The organism is Alteromonas abrolhosensis, from assembly GCF_001953635.1.
Taxonomy (GTDB): Bacteria; Pseudomonadota; Gammaproteobacteria; order Enterobacterales; family Alteromonadaceae; genus Alteromonas; species Alteromonas abrolhosensis.
The window spans coordinates 66,831-92,048 of sequence record NZ_MEJH01000005.1; the positions used below are offsets into that span (position 1 = coordinate 66,831).

Here is a 25,218-nt window from a genome sequence, read left to right on the forward strand (position 1 = left end):
AGGAGAGCTGCATGGTTGCTGAACCTGAATTGCTGGCAGCATTACTTTTAGCCCACCTGCTAGCTGACTTTTATTTTCAACCTTTTTCGTGGGTTCAACAGAGAAATGAAAAACACGCTCTGGCTTTGCCCTTATATCTACATGCGTTAATTCACGGTGTGCTAGTAGCTGTGGTAATGCTTATATTTTTAGAAAAAATAAGTATTGCAACCGTTGGAATTAGCGCAATTATTGTGGCCGTATCTCATTTTAAAATTGACGTTGTGAAGTCTTACTGTGCGCAGAACATCACTACTTTCGTGCTTGATCAAGTAGCACACATAGTGGTCTTAGTCGGTGTATTTCTGTATGCGACCAACCAATGGGAAGGCGCGCTGTACTTAATTCGCCAAGTGAATACAACTCATGTGGCTGTTCTCCTTGCCTATCTAGCTGTACTCAAACCCAGCTCTATTATTATAAAACAGCTGCTGTCTCCGTGGAGTAGCGACGTGTTGGCTGAAAACAGGTCACCTAAGCACCCGAATGACACACCCACAATAAGTACGGAAGAACAGCAAACTTTGTCGCTTGCAGGCCAAAGAATTGGCTATTTAGAGCGGGTACTTATATTAACTTTCGTTTTGCTAAATCAATTTTCTGCTATCGGATTTCTGATTGCGGCAAAATCTATATTTCGTTTTGGAGATTTAACAAAGCATCAAGATAGAAAGCTGACGGAATATGTGCTGCTAGGCACTTTGACAAGTGTCGCGATGACCTTAGCTATTGGTTTGGCATGCGCTAGGGTATTAGGAAAGTTGCCTATAAAATAAAACCGCTGTAGAAGGTCATTCTGCATTTTAGTTAATTGCGAGCTGAACGATTTTCAATCAAAAATGCTTGCATGTGTTATTTATATAACCTACTGTTTAATTGAATATTAAATGAAGGAATATAGGCATGAGAATACTTTTGGTAGCGTCAGTAATTTTATTAACGGCATGCGATTCAACAGAAATTGCTCAGCAGCAGCCAGAAGCAAACAATGGTGGGGTTGCGCTTTATGACGAAAAGGGTTTATTCGTAAGACAGTACAGTGATGCACAGGATTGTCATGCTGCCGCAATACGCTATAATATGCGAAACATTAACGATAAGACGGAAAATAATAACACCTATAGACGAGCGGGCACGATACAGCCGAGAATAACTTCTTCGTGCCGCGAGGTGTAATAGCGGTATTTTCTTCAATGTATTTCAAAGAACGCCCTTAAATGGGCGTTTTTTATGGCAAAAATGCACACCAACGTTCGACTCAGCTTAAGGGCTTGCACCTTTTCATAGCGGTAGAACTTGATTGCATGTTTTCACCAGCAGTAAAACGCCGACGAGTAATAACAGCGTAAACACTATGCGAGAAAATGACGTCTGACTGACCTTGTTGTGCAGGGCATTACCTATCAGTGCCCCCGCTATCACACAGGGTATTAGCCACATAATGGATTTGACCTGCGAGGCTAAGTCTTCGAACAATAAAAACCACACACAAAGTGACGTATTTAGGGTAAACCATACACTTAGCAAGGTTGCGCGAAAGCGTTCTTTGGTCATGGGTGTTCTTGCACAGGCATACACCAGTAGCGGGCCGCCTGATGCGAATAATCCGTGAGTAATACCGGCAGAGAAAATTAACCCACAACGGGCGAGGTGCCCATGGGCTGGTGCGTGCAGTTGGGCAAGCGATCGAATAGCAAACCAACAGATGATCAGTGCGAAAAGCGCTTTGCTGTAATCAGCGGGTATGTAGTCCGTGACAAGTACCCCTACTAATGTGCCATGCCCCATCAAGGGTAAAATTTGCTTAAACAACAGGTCGTAATCAATATGCTGGCGATGACGGTAAACCAGTGGGCCGGTCATCATTATGTTCAGCGGTACCAACCACTGCATCAATTGAGTGATATCCATGACCAAAGCACCAATTGATAAGGCAATAACAATGCTTCCAAACCCTGTCATGGCCTCGACAGTAAAGGCAATAAACACCCCGATGGCGACGATTATAAAGTTCATTGTAGTGTATCCAATTCACGCACCAATCGGCGGCGCATAAGGTATAAATAAACCTTGGGCATAAGGCGATACAATAATGCGGAAACCCGGGTGAACCCGTCTGGCAGTAGGCGCTGCTGGCCTCTATTCATTGCTGAAATGATTTGTGATGCCATATCTTTACTGTTGCCCATGGCGCCGACCATTGTTCGCTTATGCGTGGCTTTATTGCCCAGCCCGTTTAATGCATTGTGCTCGATGGGGGTATCTAAAAAACTGGGGTACACCATAAGAATATGCTTTCCATTGCCTTGCCATTCGGCTCGTAGGGTTTCAAAGTATTGGTGTAAGGCGGATTTAGAGGCGCAGTAGCCAGCACGCCCCAGTACAGGCATCCATCCTGCCATAGAGCTAATATTTACGACACACGCATGGTGACTTAAAAATGGCGTGAGTGCCTGGGTTAGCTGAACAGGAGCAAAGTAATTGACCCGCATTACCTTTTCGATAACAGACAGCTGGGTATGTGATGCAAGTGAACGATGGGTAATTCCTGCATTATTGATAAGTACGCTTAAGGTGATTTGACGTTGGGTAATTAACTTTACCAAGGCATCAATTTCACCCGTAACCGCTAAATCGCACACAAAATAGTGCTGACATTCAAGGGACGTTGCCACGCGCGTAAGCGCTTCTTCTTGTACATCTACCAACACCAGCTGGTAGTGGGCTGCCATTTGTTTAGCGAGATCTAAACCCAACCCTGATGCCGCGCCGGTTATCATTGCCCAAGGCTTCGGTGAGGTGCTTTCCATTATCTACCATTCCTTATAAGGCTATTGTGGGCCACATAAAAATCAAACACTTCCCTGGATGTTTTTTGAGGCACATAACCAAAAACCGTTTTTAGTGCGCGATTATCCAAAACCGGACGATAGCGCAGAAAATCAACTTGTTCGGCACTGTATTGGGTAAGGCCAAGAGCGTGGCCAATTTTAAGTATTCCCGCAACGACTGCAGCAGGTACTTGCATAAGGGGTTTATTGAGCACGTGTGCAATTTCGGCCATGGTCATGGCACCATCGCCCGCTAAATTAAATTGCCCGACAAGGCTTTCAGTAACGCCTTTAGTGATAATGTTCACCACGTCTTCATCCCAAATAAAAACGAAAGGCGAGGGCGAGCCTTTAATACCGAGCAATTTTGATTTCGTAAACAAATGGGTGATTTGATTATTAGTATGCTTGCCCAGCACGGTACCCGGACGTAGCACTAACTGGTGCAACGCAGGGTGAGTGACCCGGTATTCAGCCAACATTTCTTCAATTAAACGCTTGTGCTGGCTATAGGCGAAGTGGTCATTGCCGCGAAGGGGAGCTTGCTCATTCAGCCAGTCTGGATTGTCGGCGTGATAACCGTAGGCTGCACCACTACTTGTCACCGTAATATGCTTGACCTGATTATTTATGCAACAATTAAGTACATTAGCTGTGCCATTGACATCAATATCATAGTCACGAGCGCGATCATCACTGGCTTGCATCACACTGGCTAAATGAACCACATGGGTAATGTTGTGCTTGGCCATTACGTCACTTAACTGTGCGTCCCGAATGTCCATTTCATAATAGGGGTAGAGCTGTTTTGAAGGAGGACGAATATCCACGCCAACTATCTTGTAATTATCTGCCAAAGCGCTAATCAGGCGCTGACCGATATAGCCTTCGCTACCGGTAATTAAAATATTAAGATCCATAAAAATACTGCTTTTTAGCGGAGTGTTGACGGGCGGTTCTGCGATCTTTAAATTGCCAATAGGTACTCAAACTTAAGCCAGATATGAGGTGCCATATACCCCAGGCGGCGGCAATAACCGCCATTGCTTCTAGATTGGCAAAAAAGGTAAATATGATCCCCAGACCCAAACCGGAGTTTTGCAAGCCCACTTCTAAGGTGATGGCACGGGTATCGGCTTGGGGCAATTGCAGCGCTCGGGCAGCGCCCCATCCGATGGCGAGCGCGAGGGCATTGTGAACCACTACGGCTAACAAAAAGATACTGGCTCCCGCAATAAACTTGTCCCAGTTCATGAAAAGCGCAATGGCTACAAAACCAAACAAGGTGAATAACGAAACGAAGCGAAAGAAGGGCTCACTTTTTCTTGCAAACGACGGCCAGATACGGGCACAAGTTAGTCCCAGAGCCAGCGGTATGGCCAATACAAAGGCAATCACTGTTAACATGTCGGCGGTAGACACTGAGATGCTGTTTAACAAGCTTTGTGTGCGCGGATTAAGGGCGGCGTAAAACATGAAGTTAAGCGGGGTGAGGACACAGGCAAGTAAGCTTGCTACTCCTGTCATACTTACTGACATCGCCGTATTGCCATTGGACAAGTAGGTCATTAAATTGGAAAAACTTCCCCCCGGACAGCAACTCACAAGGAGTAAACCCAGTGCTATTTCACTTGGCATAGGAACGAGCCAGGTAAGCAGACACGTCAATGCGGGTAACAATACAAACTGCGCAATCATTCCTACAAGCGGGCCAAGGGGCTGTCTTGCAATTCGGCGAAAGTCCTCAGGCGTCAGGCTTAGCGCTATACCAAACATCATCATGGCTAGCACCGCATTTAAAACAAAAAGGCTAGTTGACGACATTTACGCTCCCTGTCCCAACTGTTGAATTTCACTGGACAGCGCAGCCAAATAGTCGGCTTTGTGCACGTAATAAGCCATACGCTCTAACGGTAAGTACTGCATGCCTCCGTCTATCCGCTGGCTGGCTTGTGCTTTCACTTTATCAAAAAATGCATCTGCGGCTTGTTGTCGATGCTGTTGCAAATATATGACATTGGCGACCAACTTGGCTTGTTCGTCACGCCCTTGCCAGCCCAGCCCCGCAGCTTCTACCATACCCATCACATATAAATTAGGGTGTAGGGGGTTAAACACATTTAAATAGAGCTGCGGCGCATCGCCTACCCAGTTGAGGTGCTGTTTATCAATAAAGGGGTAATGCAGTTTATAGCCGGTGGCCTGTAAAATGAGGTCGTATTCTGCTTGACTACCGTCACTAAAACACGCGCCATTGTCGGTTAATCGTTCAATATTAGGGCGTACGGTGATGTCGCCATGCCCAATATGATGTAAAAATAGCGAGTTAACTACAGGGTGTGATTCATACATTTTGTAATCGGGGTCTGGCAGGCCAAAATGACTGGGCTTACCCGAAATTAAGCGCACCAACGTGCCATCTACACGTTGTTTTAACCAATTGGGTAAGCGAATTTTACCACCTAAGGTGTCGGTGGGAATGCCGGCGACAAACTTGGGTAAAAAGTAATAGCCGCGACGTACCACCATGTCGACGTGCTTAGCCCGATGAACCGCATCGACGGCGATGTCACACCCACTGTTGCCACACCCCACAATAAGCACCCGCTTATCTGCAAAGATATCAGCACTTTTGTATTGAGCACTGTGCATCTGCTCACCGTTAAAATGGCCAGGAAAGTCGATGACATTGGGGTGGTGTAATGTGCCGTTGGCAAGCAATACGCCTGCAGCGATAATCTGATGTTGTTCATCATTTTTGCGATAGCTGATCCGCCATTGTCCGTTGTGGGGCTCTACTGATTCTACCCAGCAATTAAACTGGTAATGACGATATAAATCGAAGTGGGTAGCATAAGACTGAAAATAGTGTTTGAGCTGATCATGCCGAGGGTAGGTGGCCACATCATCGCTCATGGGAAAGTCGTCAAATTCAGTCATGCGCTTAGACGAAATAAGGTGCGCTGACTCATACATGGTGCTGGTGGGGCTGTCGATGTCCCATAACCCACCCACATCGCTATGGGCTTCCAAGCCCAGTACCTTAATACCTTTTTCTGCTAAACGCCGCACTGTACACAGGCCCATAGGCCCGGCTCCTATAACCACATAAGGATTCATGATTACTGTCTCTTTTAACTACCTGTTAATAAGGTTAACAGGGTGTTGACAAGGTTTCCTTGCTCACAAAGGACAAATAACTAGTTAATTCGGGACAGATTCAGTATGCTATGCCTCCATTAGGTAGGAAAATACGCAGACTATGGCGGCCAGTGTTACACAAAGCTTTACTCAGGCAATACTTAATCAATTAGCACAATTGGCTATTCCGATAGAAGACAAATTGTTAGCCAGTATTCAACAACATAAAGGTGAAGAGCGTTTACCTTTGTTGTTGCAAGATAAACTGTGGCTTGAAGTGGAACGCCATGGCGACAAGGGCATAGGTTTGCACATTGGCTTAGCCATGTTACCGCAAAACTTCGACACTATGGGCTTTTTACTGCTAAGTAGCCCTTCGTTAAGTGTGGCTGTAGACAGCCTTATTCAGTACTCGCCGCTAATAGGTGAAGGCGGGGTGTTTGATAAATCCCGTGATAAGCAAGGGTGGAGCGTACGCTACGAACCTATGTTTACTGCCGCAGTCGATGTGCGCATAGAGGCTATCATGGCAGGTATTGCAACGGGAGCCCGGTGGGTGGCGGGTAAGAATATCACGCCCGTTGCGGTATATTTTAAACACGCGCAACAAGCGCCAAAGGAATTGTATAGCCAGGTGTTTGGCGAAGCGAAGGTGAGCTTTAATCAGACGCAAAATGCCATTGTGTATGGCGATGCTGACTGGCACTTTAAACAACGAGAAGTGAACCCCGCTATTCAAGCGCAAATGTTGGAGCTGGCAAATCAGCAACTTAACCAACTGACTCATCATTCTTTTTCAGAAAAGGTCGAGGCGTTACTCATCAACCAACCATGGCTAACCCGTAGCCAAATTGCCGCCAGCTTTGCGGTGAGCGAAAGAACCTTACTGCGTAGGTTAAAAGAGACGGACATTAACTACCACACAATGGCGCAGGCTATTCGCAAGCAACACGCTCTGAATCAAATACAAAAGCCAGAAGTAACCCAGGCAAGTTTAGCGCAGTATCTGGGCTATAACGATGAAAGTGCTTTTGCTAAGGCATTCAAACGGTGGACGGGAACTGGGTTTAGGGCTTATAAAAATGGAATAGAAAAGAGAAAGGATTAAAAATAAAAAAGACGTCCTAAGACGTCTTTTTTTGAATTGGTGGAGCTGGCGGGATTTGAACTATTCATAAAGTCTTATAAATCATGTGGTTAATTTTTTTATGCCGGAATGGCGTCACCTACACGCAATATTCTTCTTGCCCTTCTGTATTCTGTAATCTGGTCTTTAATTTCAGCTTTTTTGTCTGGACTTAAAAACTCGCACTTTAAGTCTTTAGTTGCTAGCTTTATTGCTTGATGTAACTTTGCGTCTTGCTTTCGAATTTCTTCTGGAAGCCCGTACTTGATTACTAATATATTTAAAAACCAAGCTATCAGGCCGCCAATTACTGGAGCAAGGGAAGCAGCAACTGCTGTTTGACTCGCGTCTAAATCAAGAAGCTGAATAACACCTTCAAAAACTGTAATAATAGAGCCAGACGCAATGATCCCAGTATTAGCGTTGTTCTTTACCATTTTGTATCAAACTTCCATTGTTGATTATTTCCGCTAACTCTTTAGCGCTCTTTATTTTCAATGTAGACACTTTGTCATTCTGCGATGTTTGCACAGTAACTTCTACACTTTTGCTCGGAAAAGCATAATCAAGCATTCCTACGACAATTATTTTACTTGCGTAAAGACATACAAGAAACGCTATCGGGGTAGCGATCAGTAGTAGAGATATATTTATGAAGAACGGTAGTTGCACGATTTCAATCCTAATATGCTGCTATCCAACTTTTCGAAGTACTCTTTCAATTTCGTATTTAACTTTAGAGTCCCCGCTCAAAGATGTAGTCTCTTTGGTTTTGAGTTTGACTTCGTATAAGTCGCCTTTAGCGAATCTATCCTCATTCGCTCTGACTCTTCTAAGAAATGCTTCGTCAGATATTTTTACTGATTTAATTTCTTGAAGGTGTTCAATTTGCCAACCAGTGGATTTCTCGAAGTTTACATTAACAAATCTAACGTTAACGGTATCAACTTCATCTGTTTCTACCGCTCCTACTTTTGATGGGAGTTTCCTATACGATTTTAAATCCGCTTCTTCTATAGTATGTAGGATAGATTCACCATCGAAAGACTTAACATGTACCTTTGCTTTCTCATCACCCCGTATCGGAACTACAATGGCTTGGTTCATTGCCTTTCGAAAATCCCTATCCAAAACAAGCTTTGCAAAGTCTTCGTCTAAAGTAATTTCTTGTTCGTTATTTCTATATTCTGTTTTAATTTTAGTCTTGTCAGAATCTTTTTCAACAGATGTAATTTTCTTTCCTTGGAGAAATTCTAAAACTCCAAGTACAGATCCTGTTACCGCTCCGGTACCAGCTGCAAAACCTATAATCTCAAGAACGTTTTTTGTATCCCCAAGAAAACTAAGCACTTCAATGGGTATTCCAATCGATCCAGGCTTTGGAGCTTTTACTTTTACTTCGAGCTCCGACTCTTCACCATTCAATATTTTGTCTGCAAGTGTAAGGGCTTCGGAGATTCCAATAAGTCCATTAGCTAGGTCGATAGCATCTATCGTATGGTTTTCAGTGTCGCTAGTATCGTAATAAAGACTAAATTTACCTAAATCATTCATGGTAATACTTCCTTGTTTAAAGCGCGGTATTCTAATTATTGTGGGACCCAACGTCCATACGTTTTACGAATCATTCCCCAATCTGCGTGACCCATTTGTCTTGCTACCCATAAAGGGTTTTTGCCTTGAGACAACATCATGGAAGCGTAAGTATGCCTACATTGGTAAGGATATCTATATGGAATTTGCGCTTGTTCAAGTGCGGGTTTCCATACGTACTTTCTTAGTCCATCAGCGTATTTATACTCTTTCATAGTTCGCGGGTCAATGAACACCCTGTAAGAGTGAAAGTACTCTGACTGTTTAATACACTTGAGAGCAGAGACAGCTTCTGAATTAAGTTCAATAGATCTGATACTACCGATAGTCTTAGGTGCTTTTTCAATTCCATTAGTAATACTTAACCTTATGTGCGCCACTTTTTTATTTAAATCAACATCTTGCCATCGAAGGCCCAACAGTTCGCCAGTTCTCAAACCAGTAAAAATTGCGAATTTATAAAAATACTTATACGGACTCTCAAGAGAGCAAAGTATTTTTTTGATCTCGATCTTATTGAAAGGATTTGGTTCTTTTGAAGCTTGCTTATAGCGTTCGATTTGTTCTGCTGGGTTTTTTTCAATGACTTCGTCCATAAGTGCTCTATTGAAAATTTGTTTGAGCACATTTCGTGTTTCGTTAATAGATTTTCCTGACAGTAAACTTTCAGAAGCCCACTCATCAAACATACTAGCTTTAAACTCAGTCAGTAAAAGATCGCCCCAATTTGGCTTGATATAGGAATTATATTTCTGCGAATAACCGCGAATAGTTGTATGAGACCAATTACGCTGTTTCTGTTTAAACCAAATGTTTGAATAGTCGTGAATGGTGAAATTACAACCAGTATCAAAAGCTCTTTGTATTATCTTGCTGTTTGGAAAGCGGCTAGCTATTGATTTATCATTTAAAGAAATCGCCATCTTATAAATAGTTTCCTGCTCCTCAATTCTTTTGGAAGCTGTTTTATTATGTGGAGCTGGAATCGTTTCTCTATATCGCTCATGATTTAGCGTGAAGTCGATAACATATCCACCATTCACTTCTTTAACACTCATTTACTTATTCTCCTCTCATCCATTGGTAAATCATTTCGACGATAAAAATTAGCCTTCCGTCAGGTGCCTTTAGGTAGTGTTGTTGCTTTATCCAAACCCCTTTTTTAACTTTCATTCGAATTGCTTCTTTGCTGTAGCCCGTCATTTCTGAAAGCTTGTCTGTTGTTACTAATCCGCTAATAAATTTGTACTCCTGTATAAACGAAGTACTAGATTGGTCTTGATTGGTCTGCTAAAACAGTGGGCATACGGGTTACATACGGGTAGTTAAAATATGGAAGTTGTTGAAAAACAGGATGTTGAAGATTTGAAAAAGTCTTTAGAAATAGCAATGCAGTTTTTTAGTGTTCATATACCGAACATAGTAGGTGAGGAAGTTGGGGCGTTCCTACTAGAGCAAACTCACCAATTGATTCGACAAAATGCAGCTGATGAATCTCATTTTTACTTTACTGCTGCAGAAATATATAAATCCATGAACGGGCAAGAAGATTCAGAAAAAGCCAGGCGATGGATGAAAGGGCATGAAGACAATCTCTCAAACCTTTTTGCTCAAACGTCTTCATTAAACGCAATACTTGCAGAAAAAAATCTAAGTCCATTAATACTAGAGCGCGTTAGCTCAAAAGGTGGCACTCCGACGAAATGGAGAGTTCGTACGGGTGCTATAAAGTCTAATGGTGTCGGTGATGTGAATACTCATAGGGTACGATACGTTGTTACACGAATTGATGATGCATTGCCTTGGGCTAAACCATTTTCCAACTTAATTCTAACACCAAGAAAGCTCATAATAACGGCAGTTGGTTTACTGGTGTCGATTGCATTAACACTTTACACGTTTATTGGACTTGTAGAGTGGGGTAGCAAGACGATGAATACATGTGTGGTGATAGTTGGCATGTTCGCATGCATAGTTTTTATGACTCTACACGAACTACTCAATAAAGGTATAACGACTTATCCAGCACTTTGGTCTAAAAGGTTAGCAAAGAATAAACTACTCACGATTAATCCAACTGGACAATCTGAAGCTCCAATATTTATGAAAGCAGTTACTATTGAAGCTAAATGCTCAATTTGTGGCGAAGACCTGCTAATTGAAAAGAGTAGAGAGTTTCACAATAGATTCGTTGGAAAGTGCAGGGTAGCGCCATCAGAGCATGTTTTCTCTTTTGACCACATAACGAAGGAAGGGAAATTCCTTCGTTAGAAACAAGACCTTATTTTTTAAAGAGCATTCTAGCTAATGGGTTAAATGAACTCGGGCTGGCTTTGGAATCGGATTGCACCATGCTCTATTCGTGCATATTCGAAAGCTTCATCTAGTGAGTCGAATGGCCCCGCCATTTGTACATCTGAACACTCACCAGAGGTAACGATTACCATGCCGCTATTGAAAGTGTCAGTGTTGTGCATTTCATTCAATGTACTTGCTTTTAAACTATCTAAAGTCATTACCAAACAGCAAAGTCCATCTGTAGCTAGGTCGAATGGTGATTCACTGGGTAAGCGCTCCCGAGAGTAACCAAGGAATTGCTGATTTGATAAAGAGAGCAAGTTATTATCATCTTGAACTATTTTTTTGTTAGCGCAGCAATGTTTGTATTTTTTGTTACTACCGCATGGGCATTTATCATTTCTACCAATTTTCATATTTTTCTCTAGATTATTTTGTTCAGTACAGTTATTTACACAAGTCCAAGATGCCTTCGGCTTTTGGGGCTTCCCCCTCACGGGAAATCCCCAGTCGCCTTCGGCTACCCCCTGAGCCTTCGTCAACAGTCCGTCCTTCCCAAGGGAAGGGCGGGCTGTCAACTTGTTCAGCGGGTGACTCTAGAAGAACCCACTGTTTGTTTTCTATTAAGTGTCTAGACGATATGGAAAGAATTGATTTTGGGGTGCGCGAAAATGCGTGTTTAGAAAGCTCTGAACAATTTAAATGAGCATACAGTTCTTTTATTTTGTTCTCGTACTCCAACGCAAAAGGGCGCTCCACTTTTCTGACGTTTGCTCCACCCATCAGTAATAAGTAGGAAAGCCAATCCGATGAATCAGCGGCGATTCTTAGTTTGTTCAATTCGTGGTCTTCCGCTTCTCCGTATATTTTTCTCAATTGACGCCATAGCGAAACAGAAGGAAGCCCGAAGAACTGAAATTGACGGATGTTATAAAGCGACGCCCAAGCTGTTATTTTTGACGCAGCAGTTTTTGCATCATTACCGTATTTGTCTTCATCTAAATACTCACCATCGATGTTCTTACAAACGTATTTAGCGATGTAAGCTTGGGCGGAGCCTTTCTCAGTGCATATTTTTTCAGCCTTGAAACGGCTTTTTAATGCCCCTTGCTCATTACCATCGTGTTCTAGTGCGTAATGACTAAGGATTTGAGTAACGCGCTCTGAATGATGAGGTGGCATGAATAGCATGAGATGCCAGTGGGGTGTGCCATCGTGATGGGGCTCTACTACTCGTAAACCATAAACTTGTATGTTTTCTCTATCAAATTGTGCTCTCGCTTTCTGCCATTGACAATTTAGATAGTCGTTAGCATCTTTTACACTGTAATGCTCAAATTTTGGATTAGGCTTTCCAGATTTATAGTGAGAGTGATATTTTGACGGTGTGGTTAAAGTGTAAAACCAGCTTTCATGGTTCTGAAGTTGAGAATACTCCTCAGTACCTTTAATCCTAACCATTAACTCTGCGCGTCTTACCTTGGGGTTTGATACGTTAGAGTTGTATACATCAAGCATGGAGACATATTCACCATCAGCGCTGCAAAACCATTTGTTTTGCATATACTCTTGCGCTTGAGCTTTTTCCCACTGATGTTGCCTGAGTCGTTCGTCGCTACAATACGCGCTTTTCGATTGATTCACTAAATCAAGCTGGCGTCTGATTGATTCCATTTTTTGCGTAGCCAGCGTTTTGAACTTGTTGAACCAAAACTTTTCGGTTCTAAAGAGTGTCAGTGCTTCCAAATGCGTCATATCACATGGAATAGAGAAACCGTATTTTTCAAATTTATTCAAGCAGTAGTCAAAGGCTTGTTTAGTATTTAGGTGAGCGGTATTCCTCAAGCATTGGTTGGCTTTCTGCTTGGCAAAAAGTTTCAGTTCGCGAATATCTTTAGAAAGATTCAAGTCAGCTATTTGAAGCTCTTTGTTGAGGTTTGAGAGAAAAAGATTTGCTTTAACATAGCTTGCTTGCTTTGAAATCTTCACGTATTTATGAGCTGCGTCATAGGCAATTGAAGGCATTGCACTGAATAACTCAGCACGAAATTTATGGCATTCCCGCGTGCCTAAACCATAAGTAATTTGTTCGGGAGAGGTGACAGTCTCGCGACATTCAAGTACAGATTCGCGACACTTTACAGCCCTATTAAGACCGTTGGAGACCTGTGGTTGGTTTTGAGTGTTATCGCCAGAGGCGGCGAATTTAAAGGGGTGAGGCGGTCTAGATTGGTCTAGACCGCTTCTGGAATTGGTGGAGCTGGCGGGATTTGAACCCGCGTCCAGAAAATGTCTACCTTTGGTACTACATGCTTAGTTTGTCTTTTCTTTAACTATTTTGGACCCCGACAAACAGGGTTCCTAATAGCTGTCCTGATACTGTTTCGCGGTTCAACCTCAGGAGAGTTTCCCTCGCTAGTTTGCTTATATGACCTTCCAAACCCACGCTAGCAAACTAAGCTGTGGTGGAAGGGCCTATGCCGGGTATTAAGCGGCTAGTGCGTAAGTTTCGTCGTTTGCGACTATTTAAATGCGGCTTTTTAAGAGGCAAACCGCTCCTCTGCATGCACCTCCGGCTTCCTAGATCCTGTCGAATCCTAATCAGCCCCGAGTGTGATTTTCAATAATAGCACAAATGTTACATGGTGAAATACATTCTTTTGAAAATTACTATAAATTTTAAGGGTTTGGCTATTAATCAACCAAAAATAACGTTTAGTATTTCAAAAGCTTATACACGTACATCTCACCTAACTCAATGATGCACGAATATGCGTATCACTGAACTTACTCTAGATATGTGGCTGGTTGGTTCAAATTCAAGAGGGGGGCAAAAAGTATTGGTAAATAAATGCAATAAGACCACTAAGATAGTGCTTTTTATTTGATTATTTTAGCTAATTTTTAAGGAAATAGTGCGGATGTAAGGATGCAATTACTGTCAAGAACCATTAAAGTACGTGGGCATAAATAAAAGGCTTGTAGTGTAAATGTCTTCAGATTCAATATTGTATTCTCCGTATACCTTGCCGTGTGGCATAACAGCACGAAACCGTCTTGTTAAAGCTGCTATGGAAGAAAATATGTCGAGTATGGGAAATATCCCCGGTGAGTCTTTGTACTCACTTTATCGATATTGGGCCCACGGCAACTTAGGCATGATCATTACGGGTAATGTAATGGTTGATAAAGGTGCGATGACAGGGCCTGGCGGTGTAGCGCTAGAAAAAGACACTGATCTTGCTCCTTTTCAAAAGTGGGCAAAAATCATTAAATCTAATGGTGCTTTAGCCATCATGCAAATTAACCACCCAGGTCGACAAGTCTTTAAAGCAATGAAGGGTAAAGCCATTGCGCCTTCTGCTGTGCCGTTAGATATGGGTAAACACTCAAAGCTGTTTGCTCAACCGCGAGAAATGACATGCCAAGACATCCACGATGTGTGCAAGCGTTTCGTTCAAACAGCCAAGCAAGCTGAAAAAGCAGGCTTTGACGGTGTGGAAATTCACGCAGCTCACGGTTATTTGCTTACGCAGTTTTTATCTCCACTGACTAATCAGCGCCAGGACGAGTGGGGCGGTTCCATTATTAACCGCGCGCGTTTGCTTATAAATATTGTCAGTCAGGTTAGGGCCGTTTGCTCAAAAGACTTCATCGTAATGGTAAAGCTTAACTCTGCTGACTTTCAAAAGAACGGGTTCTCTTTTGATGATGCGTGCGAAGTGGTAAACCGTTTAGAAGCGTTAGGCGTTGATGTTGTTGAGCTATCTGGCGGTAGTTATGAAGCACCTGCTATGCAAGGCCAAACTCGCGACGATACCACGCTAGCGCGAGAAGCATACTTTTTGGAATTTGCACAAGCGTTGGTTAGTAAAACCGATATTCCACTAATGACGACCGGTGGAATAAAAAGGGCCGCGGTTGCTGAAAAAGTTATCGAACAGGGCTGTGCGCTGGTGGGGCTAGCCAGTGCGCTTGCGATTACGCCAGATTTAGCCAAAAAGTGGCAACAAGAGTGGTCTTACTCAGGAATAATTCCGCACTGCTCATGGAAAGATAAGTCGTTGGCAAGCCTTGCCAATATGGCCATGGTGCGAAGACAACTTAGACGCTTGGGGAACAACCTTACGACGTTAAGAACCCCTTCGCCACTTTGGAGCCTTATTCTTGATATGCTACATCGCAAGAAAATGACTAAGCGTGATGTAGGTTAAACATCGCCAAGGGCTGCCGTGTGATTGGGCGCAGCTATTTTAATACTCCCTCTAGCCCAAGTCGTGTTTTTCCAATAGTACATACAAAAACACAGCGTTAAACGCTGTGTTTCATCATTCTTTCTTTTTGACGTTGCCAATCTTTGTCTTTAATGGTGTCACGCTTGTCGTGCGCGTGCTTACCTTTGGCTAGATGAATTTCTAGTTTCACCCAACACTTTTTCCAATACATTGAAGTGGCAACGATAGAGTAACCTTGGCGGTCTCGAGCACCCATTAAGCGGTCTATTTCGCGTTTGTTTAGCAACAATTTGCGCGCACGCTCAGGCGCAGCGATTACATGGGTAGATGCTTGATTTAGCGGACTAATTCTGCAACCTACCAAATACGCTTCGGCATTTTGGATAATAACGTACGCATCGGTAATGTTCACTTTACCGGCACGAATACTTTTAATTTCCCACCCTTGAAGCTCAAGTCCAGCTTCGAACTTGTCTTCTAGGAAATAGTCATGACGCGCTTTTTTGTTCTGCGCGATATTTCCTGAGGTGTTTTTGTTGGCTTTATTCTTTTTCATGCTGGCTATTATACTGATTGTTCAAAGGAATGTCTTTAGTTGTCATTGTTATCTTATATTGGGGCATTTGGTTCAAAACCGAATACAAGCGATACAAATTTTCTGTGATACAATGCCGCCAAGAGTTTTAATTGTAGTGGAATCAATGCCAAGTATTCATAGAAGCGCGCTTGTAGCTCATAGCGCAGAAGCCATGTTTAACTTAGTCAACGATGTAGCTTCCTACCCTGAGTTTTTGCCAGGCTGTACCGATAGCAAAATCCTCGACACGTCAGCGCAAAGCATGAAAGCGTCTTTGTTAGTTGCCAAAGCCGGTATTAAGCAGTGGTTTACCACCCATAATGTGCTTGAACCGGGGAAAAGTATTCAAATGCAATTGGTTGACGGCCCGTTTCGCTCGCTTACCGGTGGCTGGACATTTTCGGCGCTATCGGAAGAAGCGTGTAAGATAGAGTTAAATCTTGAATTTGAATTCAGTAATAAGTTAGCTGAAATGGCATTTGGAAAAGTGTTTAATAGCCTAGCTAGCAGTATGGTTTCTGCTTTTACAGACAGAGCGCGGAGCGTATACGCATGAGTAATAAGCTCATCAATATTGAGGTTGCCTATGCATTGCCTACCAAGCAAACCATCATTGATGTTGCTATTCATGAAAATGCGACGGTAGAAGAGGCGATTCAAGCTTCTAACGTGCTAGAGCAATTCCCTGAAATTGATTTAAAAGCGACGAAAGTGGGGATTTGGAGCCGCGTTGTTAAGCTGCGCGATACACTTACCGACGGCGATCGCATCGAAATTTACCGTCCGCTTATTGCTGATCCGAAAGAAATTCGCAAGCGTCGTGCCGAGAAAGCGAAAGAAGAGGGACGTGCGGATAAAATTACCGGTGGAAAAGTGAATCCACTTAAAGCGAAATACTGAGCACTAACTCAGCGCGTTCGGTTTGCAGCATTACTAAATATAAAAATGGCCTTCAATTAAAGGCCATTTTTGTATGAAAAAAGAAGTTATTAGCTTTTATCAGAAATACTGCCTAGTTCCAAGAAAGGCGAGGCATCGATATCTTCTGCATCCATCATACTGGCGATACGCTGAACCGTAGCCACCATTTGACTTTGTTCCCATTCTTTAAGTTGCGAAAAGCGCTCAACAAAGTGCTCTTGAAGTGGGCGAGGCGCATCCACCACCGCTTCCTTACCGCGTTCAGTTAAAAACACACCCACTTTTCGTTTGTCTTGCGTACTTCTAATGCGCGTAGCTAAATCTCTGGACTCTAGTCTGTCGAGTATGTTCGTGATCGTTGCAGGGCTTAAATTAATATTCTCTGCAATTTCACGCACCATAATACCGGGCCGTTCTTCAATATTCTGCATTACTAATAGCTGTGGACCTGTCAGCCCCACATGTTTACTTAGCTGCTTGCTGCGTAGGTCTACAGCGCGAATTACGCGCCGTAGTGCCACTAATAATTCTTCTTCTTTTCGCATATTACTTCCAACAATTGCGTAACCAAGTCGTTACTTAAGCAAATGGATAAAATGTTGGTGCTTATGATAGTGATCGATGACGTCATTAATGACTGAAATTTTCGACCAGCCCATAATATCATAGTTCTGACCACCTTCACTTAGGTGCACTTCGGCGCGATAGTACGTTGCCTTTTTGTTTTCGTCTAGTGGTGGCGTATCACTTGGACCAAATTCAGGCTGTTCTGTCGACACAGGGTGTACAGCATATATGAACTCTGGGTCATTACCCATATCAACTGTCAAAATAAGTGCTTCGTCGGTGTCTTCAATTTTTATTTCAAATTGCTGCGCCTTAAACTCTTCACTTACTTCCGTTAGTGCAGGTTTTACAACCTTGTTTATATAGCGACGAACGGCCGTTTCATCAGGAAAGGTCACGATGTTTTCCAGGCGCTCCTTCCAGTTTTTGTCAGAATCGTTGTGCTGAGGTGTACCTGTTAGAACCTGTAGGCTCTCACGTTTATACGCTTCAATACGCAGTGCTTTTAGCAGACCCGATATAGCAATGAGCAGCACTATGGCAAAGGGGAGTGCGGCGGCAATCGTCATTGTTTGCAGTGCGCCAAGCCCACCAGCGTAAAGTAATACGGAGCTGACTACACCAACGCCCACAGCCCAGTAAACGCGCTGCCACAATGGTGTGTTGTTTTCACCATGTGAGCACAACATATCGACAACCATGGCTCCAGAGTCGCACGAGGTAACAAAGAATACGATAACCATTAGTACGGCAATAAGACTTAGCACAGAAGAGAAAGGGAACTGCTCCAAAAACACAAACAGTGCTACTGACGTGTCTTCATTTACCATTTGAGCAAGTACATCTTTGCCTTGCACTAATACTTGATCTATCGCTGCATTACCAAACACCGTCATCCAAAATAGCGTGAACGCTGATGGAATTAGTAATACACCCATGACAAATTCACGAATAGTTCGACCGTACGAGATACGCGCTATGAACAGACCTACAAACGGTGCCCACGCTAACCACCAACCCCAGTAGAATATGGTCCAGCCGCCAATCCAGTCTGTTTTTTCATAGGCAAACAAATTGAAAGTGTTTCGCACAATGTCAGACAAATAGGCGCCAGTGTTCTGCATAAACGCCTGTAGTAAGAAGACAGTCGGGCCTAAGAACAACACAATAAGAAGCAGCAGTAATGCAAGAATCATGTTGGTTTCAGATAAACGTCGGATTCCTTTCTCCAGGCCTGTCGTTACTGAAATAACGGCTAAACCGACAACGCCGGCCATAATTGCTATTTGAACACCGGTATTAGAAGGAAGGCCAAACAAATAGTTAAAACCCGCGTTAACTTGCGATGCACCAAAACCCAGTGAGGTCGAAACACCAAACACCGTTGAGGTTACCGCAAAGATATCGACAACGTGTCCAGGCCACCCGTAAATTCGATCGCCAATTAAGGGGTACAGGGCAGAGCGAAGTGTAAGAGGCAGGTTCTGACGATACGCAAAATAACCCAGTATTAGAGCGACCACTGCATAAATAGCCCATGCGTGTACGCCCCAGTGGAAAAAGGTAGTCTTCATTGCCTCACGAACAGCATCAATGCTCTCAGCCTGTGCAGTTGGAGGCGCAAGGAAATGCATTAGGGGCTCGGCAACGCCAAAGAACATTAATCCAATCCCCATACCTGCCGCGAACAGCATACTTAGCCATGTACCGAAGCTGAACTCGGGGTTTGCATGGTCTGGTCCTAACTTAATTTCGCCGTAGCGTGACATGCCAAGGAAAACAACAAACACCACGATTACTGCGACAGTAAACACATAGAACCAACTGCCATTAGTCACAATGGTGCTTTGTAGCTTTTGGAAAATAGCATCAGCTGTTTCAGGAACGGCAGCAGCGAAGATAAGTAAACATAGGATTAAAGCTGACGATGTAATAAACACCGGCTTGTTGAGTGGAGATTTATTTTCGTTCTCAATCACGCAGTAAATTCCTTTCACCTTTTCTAAATTTCAGTTTATACGCAGAAATATACCGCATGGAGCATTTTTTATAAACATCAGATGAAATTATTTGATTTGTATGTATTTGGTAAGTGAGTCAAAGTCTACCCTTTTTTTTGTAATTGTTTTTACGATAAAAAATTGACTTTCTGCTAGGTTTTAGGTGTTTTTGGTTAATTATTAATCGTTAGAGTAGAAATTATTACTAGATTGTGTATCGTAATATATGATCTTTTTGATATGTGTTTAAAGTAAACACTGTCCGAAGAATAAAAAACAAATGAAGGAAACACACACAAATGCGAAAAACTCAGCTTAGCTGTGCAATCATCGCTGCACTGGCATCTACCTCTCTGGCTGCGCAAGAAACAAAAGCGCCCGCTAAACTAGAAACCATTGAAGTTACTGCCACTAAAAGAAGTGAGTCAATTCAAGACGTGCCCGTTGCAGTATCTGCATTAGATGGAAAAGCGTTAGAAAACCTTGGAATTGATAATTTCCAAGACTACGTAGAGTTCTTGCCTAACGTGGTATTTCAGGGAACAGGCCCCGGGCAAAACGAGATATATATTCGTGGTGCAGCAACCACGCAATCGAGCATTACGTTGTCATCTGTTCAAGCACTTCAGCCTTCGGTCGCATTCTATCTTGATGAAATGCCAGTCTCTATGGCAGGGCGTAATTTGGACATTTACGCTACCGACGTACAACGTGTAGAGGTGCTTCCCGGACCACAGGGAACGCTTTTTGGTGCAAGTTCGCAGGCTGGCACCGTTCGATTAATTACAAATAAGCCAGACCATACGGGGTTTGCGGCTGGATTTGATACCAGTATCTCCACCACAAAAGGCGGAGATATGAGTAACACGGTGGAGGCATATTTCAACGTTACTCCAACTGACAACCTGGCGCTACGCGTGGCTGCATACAATGAAAGTCAGGGCGGTTGGATTGACAACATTGAAAACGAGCCAGGCAATGGGGGTTATATTGGTAGTGCCGTTGTAATCGATCGTATATCTGGCAATGCGTTGCAGAAAAAGGGCATCGATCCTGCTGCGATGGATGCACGTCGTGAAATCAATGGTTTCACCCGCAGTGAAGCCGCAGTTGTGTCACCAAGAAACAGCGAACACGTTGAAGATAACTTTAACGATGCGGTTTACTCAGGGGCTCGCTTCGGGTTGTCTTACATTGTCAACGAAGACTGGGATGTGCTTGTTCAACACACTCAACAAACACTGGATACTGAAGGGGTATTTGCATATGACCCAACAGTTGACGGCGAAAGCTCGGCAATTCGTTTCCAAGGCGATGAAAACTCTGATGAGTTTGGCTTAACTACGTGGACACTTAACGGTCGTTTAGAAAAATTAGATGTCGTGTATACCGGTGGTTATTTAGACCGCGAAATAGATACGCTTACCGACTACACAGGCTACACCAATGGTGGTTTGTTCTCAGCGTATTACGTATGTACGCATTATGAGACGCCAGATAATCCTGACGACGCCCGCTGTCTTGACCCGAGCAAGTATTACAAAGAAGACACAACAAGTACCCGCTTAACTCACGAGTTACGTTTCAGCACAACGATGGACACGCCATGGCAACTCACAGCAGGAGTGTTCTACGATGAGCAGGAAGTGGGTTCTGTAGGCCAGTTTAAGATTGCAAGCCCTGAAATTTTCGAGAATCTTGCAAGTTCATGGAATGCACTGGCTGGAGATCGAGGTATAAATAGCGACGGTGGGCCTTTTTCTCCCGAAATTAGCTTCGTGAATGATGTTACACATACCATCGAGCAAGTCGCGGTATTTGGTCAGTTAGGCTATGACATTACCGACACGGTAACCGCTACGTTCGGCGCACGCTGGTATCAAATTGATGACATTTACCGCGGTGCTACATCAACGCGCGACATCACAAGCCGTCTAGAAGCGTATGGCCAAGGTGTATTAGACCCTGCTGTTTATGACGGCCTAGGCCTAGACGGACAAGGTGTAGTAGACGCTATCCAAGATGGTTCATTAGAAATTGGCTTACTAGACGGTGACGGTGTACTTACTGTTGATGACACCATCTTTAAGTTCGGACTCGACTGGAAAGTAAACGAAAACGTATTGCTCTTTGCTAACTACTCAGAAGGTTTCCGTCCGCCGGTAACTAACAGGCTAGGTGGCGATGCAGCAGCAAATAACTCAGGCGCCTTTGCTGATTTCCGCGTTCCGGTATACTCAACCACAGATACCTTAGATAACTATGAATTGGGTTTGAAAGGGGACTTCTTAGATGGCATCTTGCGCGTTAATGCTACTGGTTACTACTCAGAAATAAGTGATCTACAAACGTCGCGTTTTGACCCAGCTAATATAAGCTTCCTTGTGTTTACCGACAATGTTGGTGATGCGGAAGTAAAGGGAATAGACGCAGATCTTACTTGGCTAGCAAGCGACAACCTCGTAATCAATGCAGCATTTAGTGTTTTAGATACTGAACTTGTGAGTATTAACCCTGAGCTTGAAGGCATTGCCGCGGGTGTAGGCAGCGAACTTCCTTACTCTGCTGACTTCTCGGGCAACATCAGTGCACGTTATTTCTTTGAGCTAGATGGCGGAAAAGAAGGTTACGTAAACGCATCACTCACTTATACCGGCGACCGTCTAGCAGGCATGGTAATGAACGCTTATGCCATGGAAGATGCGACGCAGCTGATCTATGGCACGGGTTCAGGCCTTAAAATTAAAGATGAAGGTGATGAATTCAAAGGTGCGACCTACCCAGGTTCAGATGGCGAAACCATTCGCGGTGGTCGATACATTCAGGAAAGCTATGTGATAGGTAACGTATCAGTGGGAATGATGTATCAAAACTGGAAAGTTGAGGCATTCGTCGACAATGTTTTCGATAAATCAGCCATCTTAAATATTGATACCCAGCAGTATACGCCTAAGGTAGTGACGAACCGCCCACGTACTATAGGTCTGCGATTCTCTTACGATTATTATTAATAATAGATTGTAATTAAAGAGAAAGTAGGCAGCACACTGTGAATAAAACGGCAGGCCTAGGTCTGCCGTTTTCATTACTTCTGCTTAAAAAATTAGGTAGTATTAAACATCAGCCATATTGGCTTAAACCAATTCCGTTCAGCGCTACGAAAAACTATAACGAAGGCTATGACAATAGAAGATTTTCAACACCAAGTTCGTGCAATAAAACAAGCGCTTCAGCGTGGCCAATCTGCAACTGCACACCAGTACATCCAAGATTTATTGTCGGCTTCGCTAAATGAGCAGCAACAATCTGAAGTTTTCTATTTGAAGGCTGTCACTTGTAGAATTTCGAAACAGTACGATGATGCGTTTAAGGTAATCAATACGTTACTCTCAATTCGTCCAGATTACGGAAGAGGATACCAAGAGCTGGCTTACTGCCACGAAGCTGTAGGAGATAAGCGCAACGCTGCCGATGCGTTTTTCAAAGCAACTCACTTTAATCCTGCGCTTATAAGTAGTTGGAAAAAGCTACTCGCTATATACCAAAACCATAACGACATTCCGGCCGAACAAATGGCGTCGGCACAAATTGCACATTTACAATCGCTTCCACCACCTATTCTGGGTGCTTACGATTTGATGTACGAAAAGCAGTTTGCTGCGGCCGAACAGGTGTGTCGCCAGTTCTTAACAAAACATAAGCACCACCCTGAAGCAATGATGTTGCTTGCTGAAATTGGTATGCAGCTGAAGGTATACAGTGACGCAGAGTTTTTATTGGAAAGTTGTGTGGAGTTATATCCAGAAAATGAGCGTGCAGCGTTGGCTTATCAAAACGTGCTCTCAAAATTAGGCAAGTTTCCAGATGCTGTGAATGTAGCGCGACAAAGACTATTAAAAAGCCCGGATAGCTTTGCAATTAAAACAAGCCTTGCACATGCACTCGTTGGAGTAGGCAATTTAGATGAAGCGTTAGAAATTTATTATGGCGTTCTTGAACAAACACCAGACAGACCTAAAGTTTGGGTGGCGTTAGGCCATGCTTTAAAAGCGAAAGGCGATACTTCAGATGCAGTTAACGCTTATGAAAAAGCGGTGAGTTTTGCTCACGACTATGGCGATGCTTACTGGAGCTTGGCAAATACGAAGACTTATAAGTTTAGTGACAAGATGCTTCAGCAAATGACGGAGCAGGTTAGCAGTAGAGCGATTAAGTTAGACGATAAAATTCATATATGTTTCGCGCTTGGCAAGGGGTATGAAGATAATGCTCAGTTTGAAAAAGCGTTTAAATACTACCAGCAAGGAAATGCGTTAAAACACAGTACGCTTCAGTTTGATATTGAAAGAACTGAGCAAGCATTAGACGCGCAACAGAACGCTTTTAGTCAAAGCGATTTTGATAAAGCGCAAGGTTGCCAAGCTCCCGATCCTATTTTTATTGTTGGCCTTCCACGCGCGGGCTCAACGCTTCTTGAGCAAATATTAGCATCGCATTCTCACGTCGACGGCACAATGGAACTTCACGACGTATTGGGCATCGCGTCTTCGCTAAGTCACCAATCTACGCCTTACCCGCTAAATGTAGCCTCGCTAAGTAACGATACTTTGATAAAACTAGGCGAGCAATATATTCAGCAGACTCGCGCTTATCGTCAGGGCGCACCATTTTTCATTGATAAAATGCCCAACAATTTCATTCATATAGGTTTGATTAAAAAGATACTGCCCAACGCCAAAATTATCGATGCGCGAAGAAATCCAATGGATTGTTGTTTTAGCGGATACAAACAACTGTTCGGTGAGGGGCAAGAATTTAGCTACTCACTTAGTGATATTGGCCGGTACTACAATGCTTATGAAAAGCTAATGGCTCACTGGCATAAGGTGTTGCCTGATGACATCTTAACGGTGCAACACGAAGATATGCTCGATGATTTAGAAGGGCAGGTCAAGCGTATCCTAGCTTTCTGTGGTTTAGAGTTTGAAGAAGCGTGCCTAGCATTTCATAAAACGAAACGGGTAATAAAAACGCCGAGTTCAGAACAGGTTCGTCAGCCTATTTACAAAACAGGGATGGGGCAGTGGAAGCCTTTCGAATCTAATTTGAGTGAACTTAAGCGCGTGCTCGCAGATAAATAAGAGTAGAAAGCTTTTAATCGTTCGTTACCGATAAGCCTAAACTTTTGACGATAGGGTTTATATAACAAATAACTTCTCTTAAAAAAACAGGGCTCGATACTTTACCGCGCCCAGTTCTTGAAAAGCTTACTTGCCTGCACAACACCACCGACTTAATTCGTGTGCCTTATGGCTGATAAGGCAACGAAGATTGGTGAAGAATAATTCTAATTTTACCGTCGTCGCAAAGCTTGAATACAAAGCTCTTGTTTACAAAAATGTGGCTGTCGTCGTCACCAATAAAATGCACGTTACACTGCACAATGGCCAAATCTCCGTGGAGAATGAAATCTTCTTTGCTGTACCATACCTTCACCCAAGGTTTAAGCTTAAAGCCGTTGTCGTTAGGGTAGTCATTATTTCCACCAATAAAGTAGGAAAGGGCACCTTCTTTAGTTGGGCGAAATGTCTGTGCACCGAAAGTTAATGTCGGCTTGAACAGCACTTTACCTTTATCGTAATCGTAGTTTTCAGATAAAACTTTGGACGCAAAAGCCTTAACATCGCCACCTTCCGCGTGCACTTTTCCTACTGCAACGACGTTGTCGCACCACGTTTGAAGGGCTGTGTGTACCATATCTTCAGTAAACATGATTCTTACTCCTAACACTGTTGGCTATGTTGTTTTGTTTTTAGACTGGTAACCTTTTTAAACAGACGAGATAAATCCGCCTAGCCATGGCAATAATTTTCTATGACGGAAAGGCGCA

At 43.3% G+C, this 25,218-nt stretch carries 23 protein-coding genes and 1 other RNA gene; 9 read left to right on the top strand and 15 right to left on the bottom strand.

Going from position 1 to position 25,218, the window contains the following annotated elements; translation table 11 throughout:
• The first annotated feature begins 11 nt into the window (after positions 1-11).
• Both BGK61_RS09190 and BGK61_RS09195 read left to right on the top strand, forming a co-directional pair.
• Positions 12-815, top strand: coding sequence for a DUF3307 domain-containing protein (locus BGK61_RS09190; RefSeq protein WP_076011559.1), 804 nt, complete (start codon positions 12-14; stop codon positions 813-815).
• Between the two features lie 127 nt (positions 816-942).
• Entirely contained in the window at positions 943-1,215 is a 273-nt protein-coding gene (locus BGK61_RS09195) for a hypothetical protein (RefSeq protein ID WP_076011560.1), read from the top strand.
• 105 nt (positions 1,216-1,320) lie between these two features.
• On the opposite strand, the gene BGK61_RS09200 is transcribed toward BGK61_RS09195, so the two are convergent.
• From BGK61_RS09200 to BGK61_RS09220, 5 genes are read right to left on the bottom strand one after another with little or no spacing between them, the layout of a single operon-like run.
• Positions 1,321-2,055, bottom strand: a complete 735-nt coding sequence (locus BGK61_RS09200; protein WP_076011561.1) for a sulfite exporter TauE/SafE family protein — start codon at positions 2,053-2,055, stop codon at positions 1,321-1,323.
• Positions 2,052-2,849, bottom strand: a complete 798-nt coding sequence (locus BGK61_RS09205) for an SDR family NAD(P)-dependent oxidoreductase (protein WP_076011562.1) — start codon at positions 2,847-2,849, stop codon at positions 2,052-2,054. Before BGK61_RS09205 ends, BGK61_RS09200 begins: the two co-directional genes overlap by 4 nt.
• Entirely contained in the window at positions 2,849-3,790 is a 942-nt protein-coding gene (locus tag BGK61_RS09210) for an SDR family oxidoreductase (protein WP_076011563.1), read from the bottom strand. The genes BGK61_RS09205 and BGK61_RS09210 overlap by 1 nt, the downstream gene beginning before the upstream one ends.
• On the bottom strand, positions 3,780-4,694 hold the full coding sequence (locus BGK61_RS09215) for a bile acid:sodium symporter family protein (protein WP_076026051.1): 915 nt from the start codon (positions 4,692-4,694) through the stop codon (positions 3,780-3,782). Before BGK61_RS09215 ends, BGK61_RS09210 begins: the two co-directional genes overlap by 11 nt.
• A complete protein-coding gene (locus tag BGK61_RS09220) occupies positions 4,695-5,990 on the bottom strand; it encodes a flavin-containing monooxygenase (protein WP_076010944.1) in 1,296 nt (431 codons plus the stop codon). It abuts the gene before it with no gap.
• A 142-nt stretch (positions 5,991-6,132) separates the two neighbouring features.
• On the opposite strand from BGK61_RS09220, the gene BGK61_RS09225 reads away from it, so the two are divergent.
• Positions 6,133-7,119 (top strand): AraC family transcriptional regulator, encoded by a 987-nt coding sequence (locus BGK61_RS09225; protein WP_076010943.1) that lies wholly within the window; start codon positions 6,133-6,135, stop codon positions 7,117-7,119.
• Positions 7,120-7,217: 98 nt separating this feature from the next.
• Here BGK61_RS09225 and BGK61_RS09230 read toward each other — a convergent pair whose 3' ends face one another.
• From BGK61_RS09230 to BGK61_RS09245, 3 genes are all read right to left on the bottom strand, one after another.
• Positions 7,218-7,574: a hypothetical protein gene (locus tag BGK61_RS09230; protein ID WP_076010942.1), complete on the bottom strand. Its 357-nt coding sequence runs from the start codon at positions 7,572-7,574 to the stop codon at positions 7,218-7,220.
• Between the two features lie 256 nt (positions 7,575-7,830).
• Entirely contained in the window at positions 7,831-8,691 is an 861-nt protein-coding gene (locus BGK61_RS09240) for an LAPAL motif-containing putative phage structural protein (protein WP_076010940.1), read from the bottom strand.
• Between the two features lie 35 nt (positions 8,692-8,726).
• Complete coding sequence (locus BGK61_RS09245) at positions 8,727-9,788, bottom strand: site-specific integrase (protein WP_083648653.1); 1,062 nt, start codon at positions 9,786-9,788, stop codon at positions 8,727-8,729.
• A gap of 274 nt (positions 9,789-10,062) precedes the next feature.
• Between BGK61_RS09245 and BGK61_RS09255 the strand changes: the two genes are divergently transcribed.
• On the top strand, positions 10,063-11,001 hold the full coding sequence (locus tag BGK61_RS09255) for a hypothetical protein (protein ID WP_076010938.1): 939 nt from the start codon (positions 10,063-10,065) through the stop codon (positions 10,999-11,001).
• 41 nt (positions 11,002-11,042) lie between these two features.
• Here the strand turns inward: BGK61_RS09255 and BGK61_RS19395 are convergent, their stop codons facing one another.
• From BGK61_RS19395 to ssrA, 3 genes are all read right to left on the bottom strand, one after another.
• Positions 11,043-11,444 carry an SEC-C metal-binding domain-containing protein gene (locus tag BGK61_RS19395; protein ID WP_083648651.1) on the bottom strand — a complete coding sequence of 134 codons (402 nt, stop codon included), beginning with the start codon at positions 11,442-11,444 and terminating at the stop codon, positions 11,043-11,045.
• Positions 11,445-11,475: 31 nt separating this feature from the next.
• Positions 11,476-13,017 (bottom strand): replication endonuclease, encoded by a 1,542-nt coding sequence (locus BGK61_RS19400; protein ID WP_157888790.1) that lies wholly within the window; start codon positions 13,015-13,017, stop codon positions 11,476-11,478.
• A 263-nt stretch (positions 13,018-13,280) separates the two neighbouring features.
• Positions 13,281-13,637, bottom strand: a transfer-messenger RNA (tmRNA) gene (gene ssrA / locus BGK61_RS09270).
• Positions 13,638-14,018: 381 nt separating this feature from the next.
• Between ssrA and BGK61_RS09275 the strand changes: the two genes are divergently transcribed.
• Complete coding sequence (locus tag BGK61_RS09275) at positions 14,019-15,242, top strand: NADH:flavin oxidoreductase/NADH oxidase family protein (RefSeq protein ID WP_076010937.1); 1,224 nt, start codon at positions 14,019-14,021, stop codon at positions 15,240-15,242.
• A gap of 97 nt (positions 15,243-15,339) precedes the next feature.
• Here the strand turns inward: BGK61_RS09275 and smpB are convergent, their stop codons facing one another.
• Positions 15,340-15,819 (bottom strand): SsrA-binding protein SmpB, encoded by a 480-nt coding sequence (smpB, locus tag BGK61_RS09280; RefSeq protein WP_014998203.1) that lies wholly within the window; start codon positions 15,817-15,819, stop codon positions 15,340-15,342.
• A gap of 145 nt (positions 15,820-15,964) precedes the next feature.
• Here smpB and BGK61_RS09285 point away from each other — a divergent pair, with 145 nt between their 5' ends.
• A complete protein-coding gene (locus BGK61_RS09285) occupies positions 15,965-16,396 on the top strand; it encodes a type II toxin-antitoxin system RatA family toxin (protein ID WP_014998204.1) in 432 nt (143 codons plus the stop codon).
• Positions 16,393-16,740, top strand: coding sequence for an RnfH family protein (locus tag BGK61_RS09290; RefSeq protein ID WP_076010936.1), 348 nt, complete (start codon positions 16,393-16,395; stop codon positions 16,738-16,740). The genes BGK61_RS09285 and BGK61_RS09290 overlap by 4 nt, the downstream gene beginning before the upstream one ends.
• 89 nt (positions 16,741-16,829) lie before the next feature.
• Here the strand turns inward: BGK61_RS09290 and BGK61_RS09295 are convergent, their stop codons facing one another.
• Positions 16,830-17,306 carry a MarR family winged helix-turn-helix transcriptional regulator gene (locus tag BGK61_RS09295; RefSeq protein WP_014998206.1) on the bottom strand — a complete coding sequence of 159 codons (477 nt, stop codon included), beginning with the start codon at positions 17,304-17,306 and terminating at the stop codon, positions 16,830-16,832.
• A 30-nt stretch (positions 17,307-17,336) separates the two neighbouring features.
• A complete protein-coding gene (locus tag BGK61_RS09300) occupies positions 17,337-19,307 on the bottom strand; it encodes a BCCT family transporter (protein ID WP_076010935.1) in 1,971 nt (656 codons plus the stop codon).
• Between the two features lie 320 nt (positions 19,308-19,627).
• Here BGK61_RS09300 and BGK61_RS09305 point away from each other — a divergent pair, with 320 nt between their 5' ends.
• Positions 19,628-22,339, top strand: coding sequence for a TonB-dependent receptor (locus BGK61_RS09305; protein ID WP_076010934.1), 2,712 nt, complete (start codon positions 19,628-19,630; stop codon positions 22,337-22,339).
• Between the two features lie 168 nt (positions 22,340-22,507).
• On the top strand, positions 22,508-24,469 hold the full coding sequence (locus BGK61_RS09310) for a tetratricopeptide repeat-containing sulfotransferase family protein (RefSeq protein ID WP_076010933.1): 1,962 nt from the start codon (positions 22,508-22,510) through the stop codon (positions 24,467-24,469).
• 166 nt (positions 24,470-24,635) lie between these two features.
• On the opposite strand, the gene BGK61_RS09315 is transcribed toward BGK61_RS09310, so the two are convergent.
• Positions 24,636-25,100 (bottom strand): hypothetical protein, encoded by a 465-nt coding sequence (locus BGK61_RS09315; protein ID WP_076010932.1) that lies wholly within the window; start codon positions 25,098-25,100, stop codon positions 24,636-24,638.
• Positions 25,101-25,218: the final 118 nt, after the last annotated feature.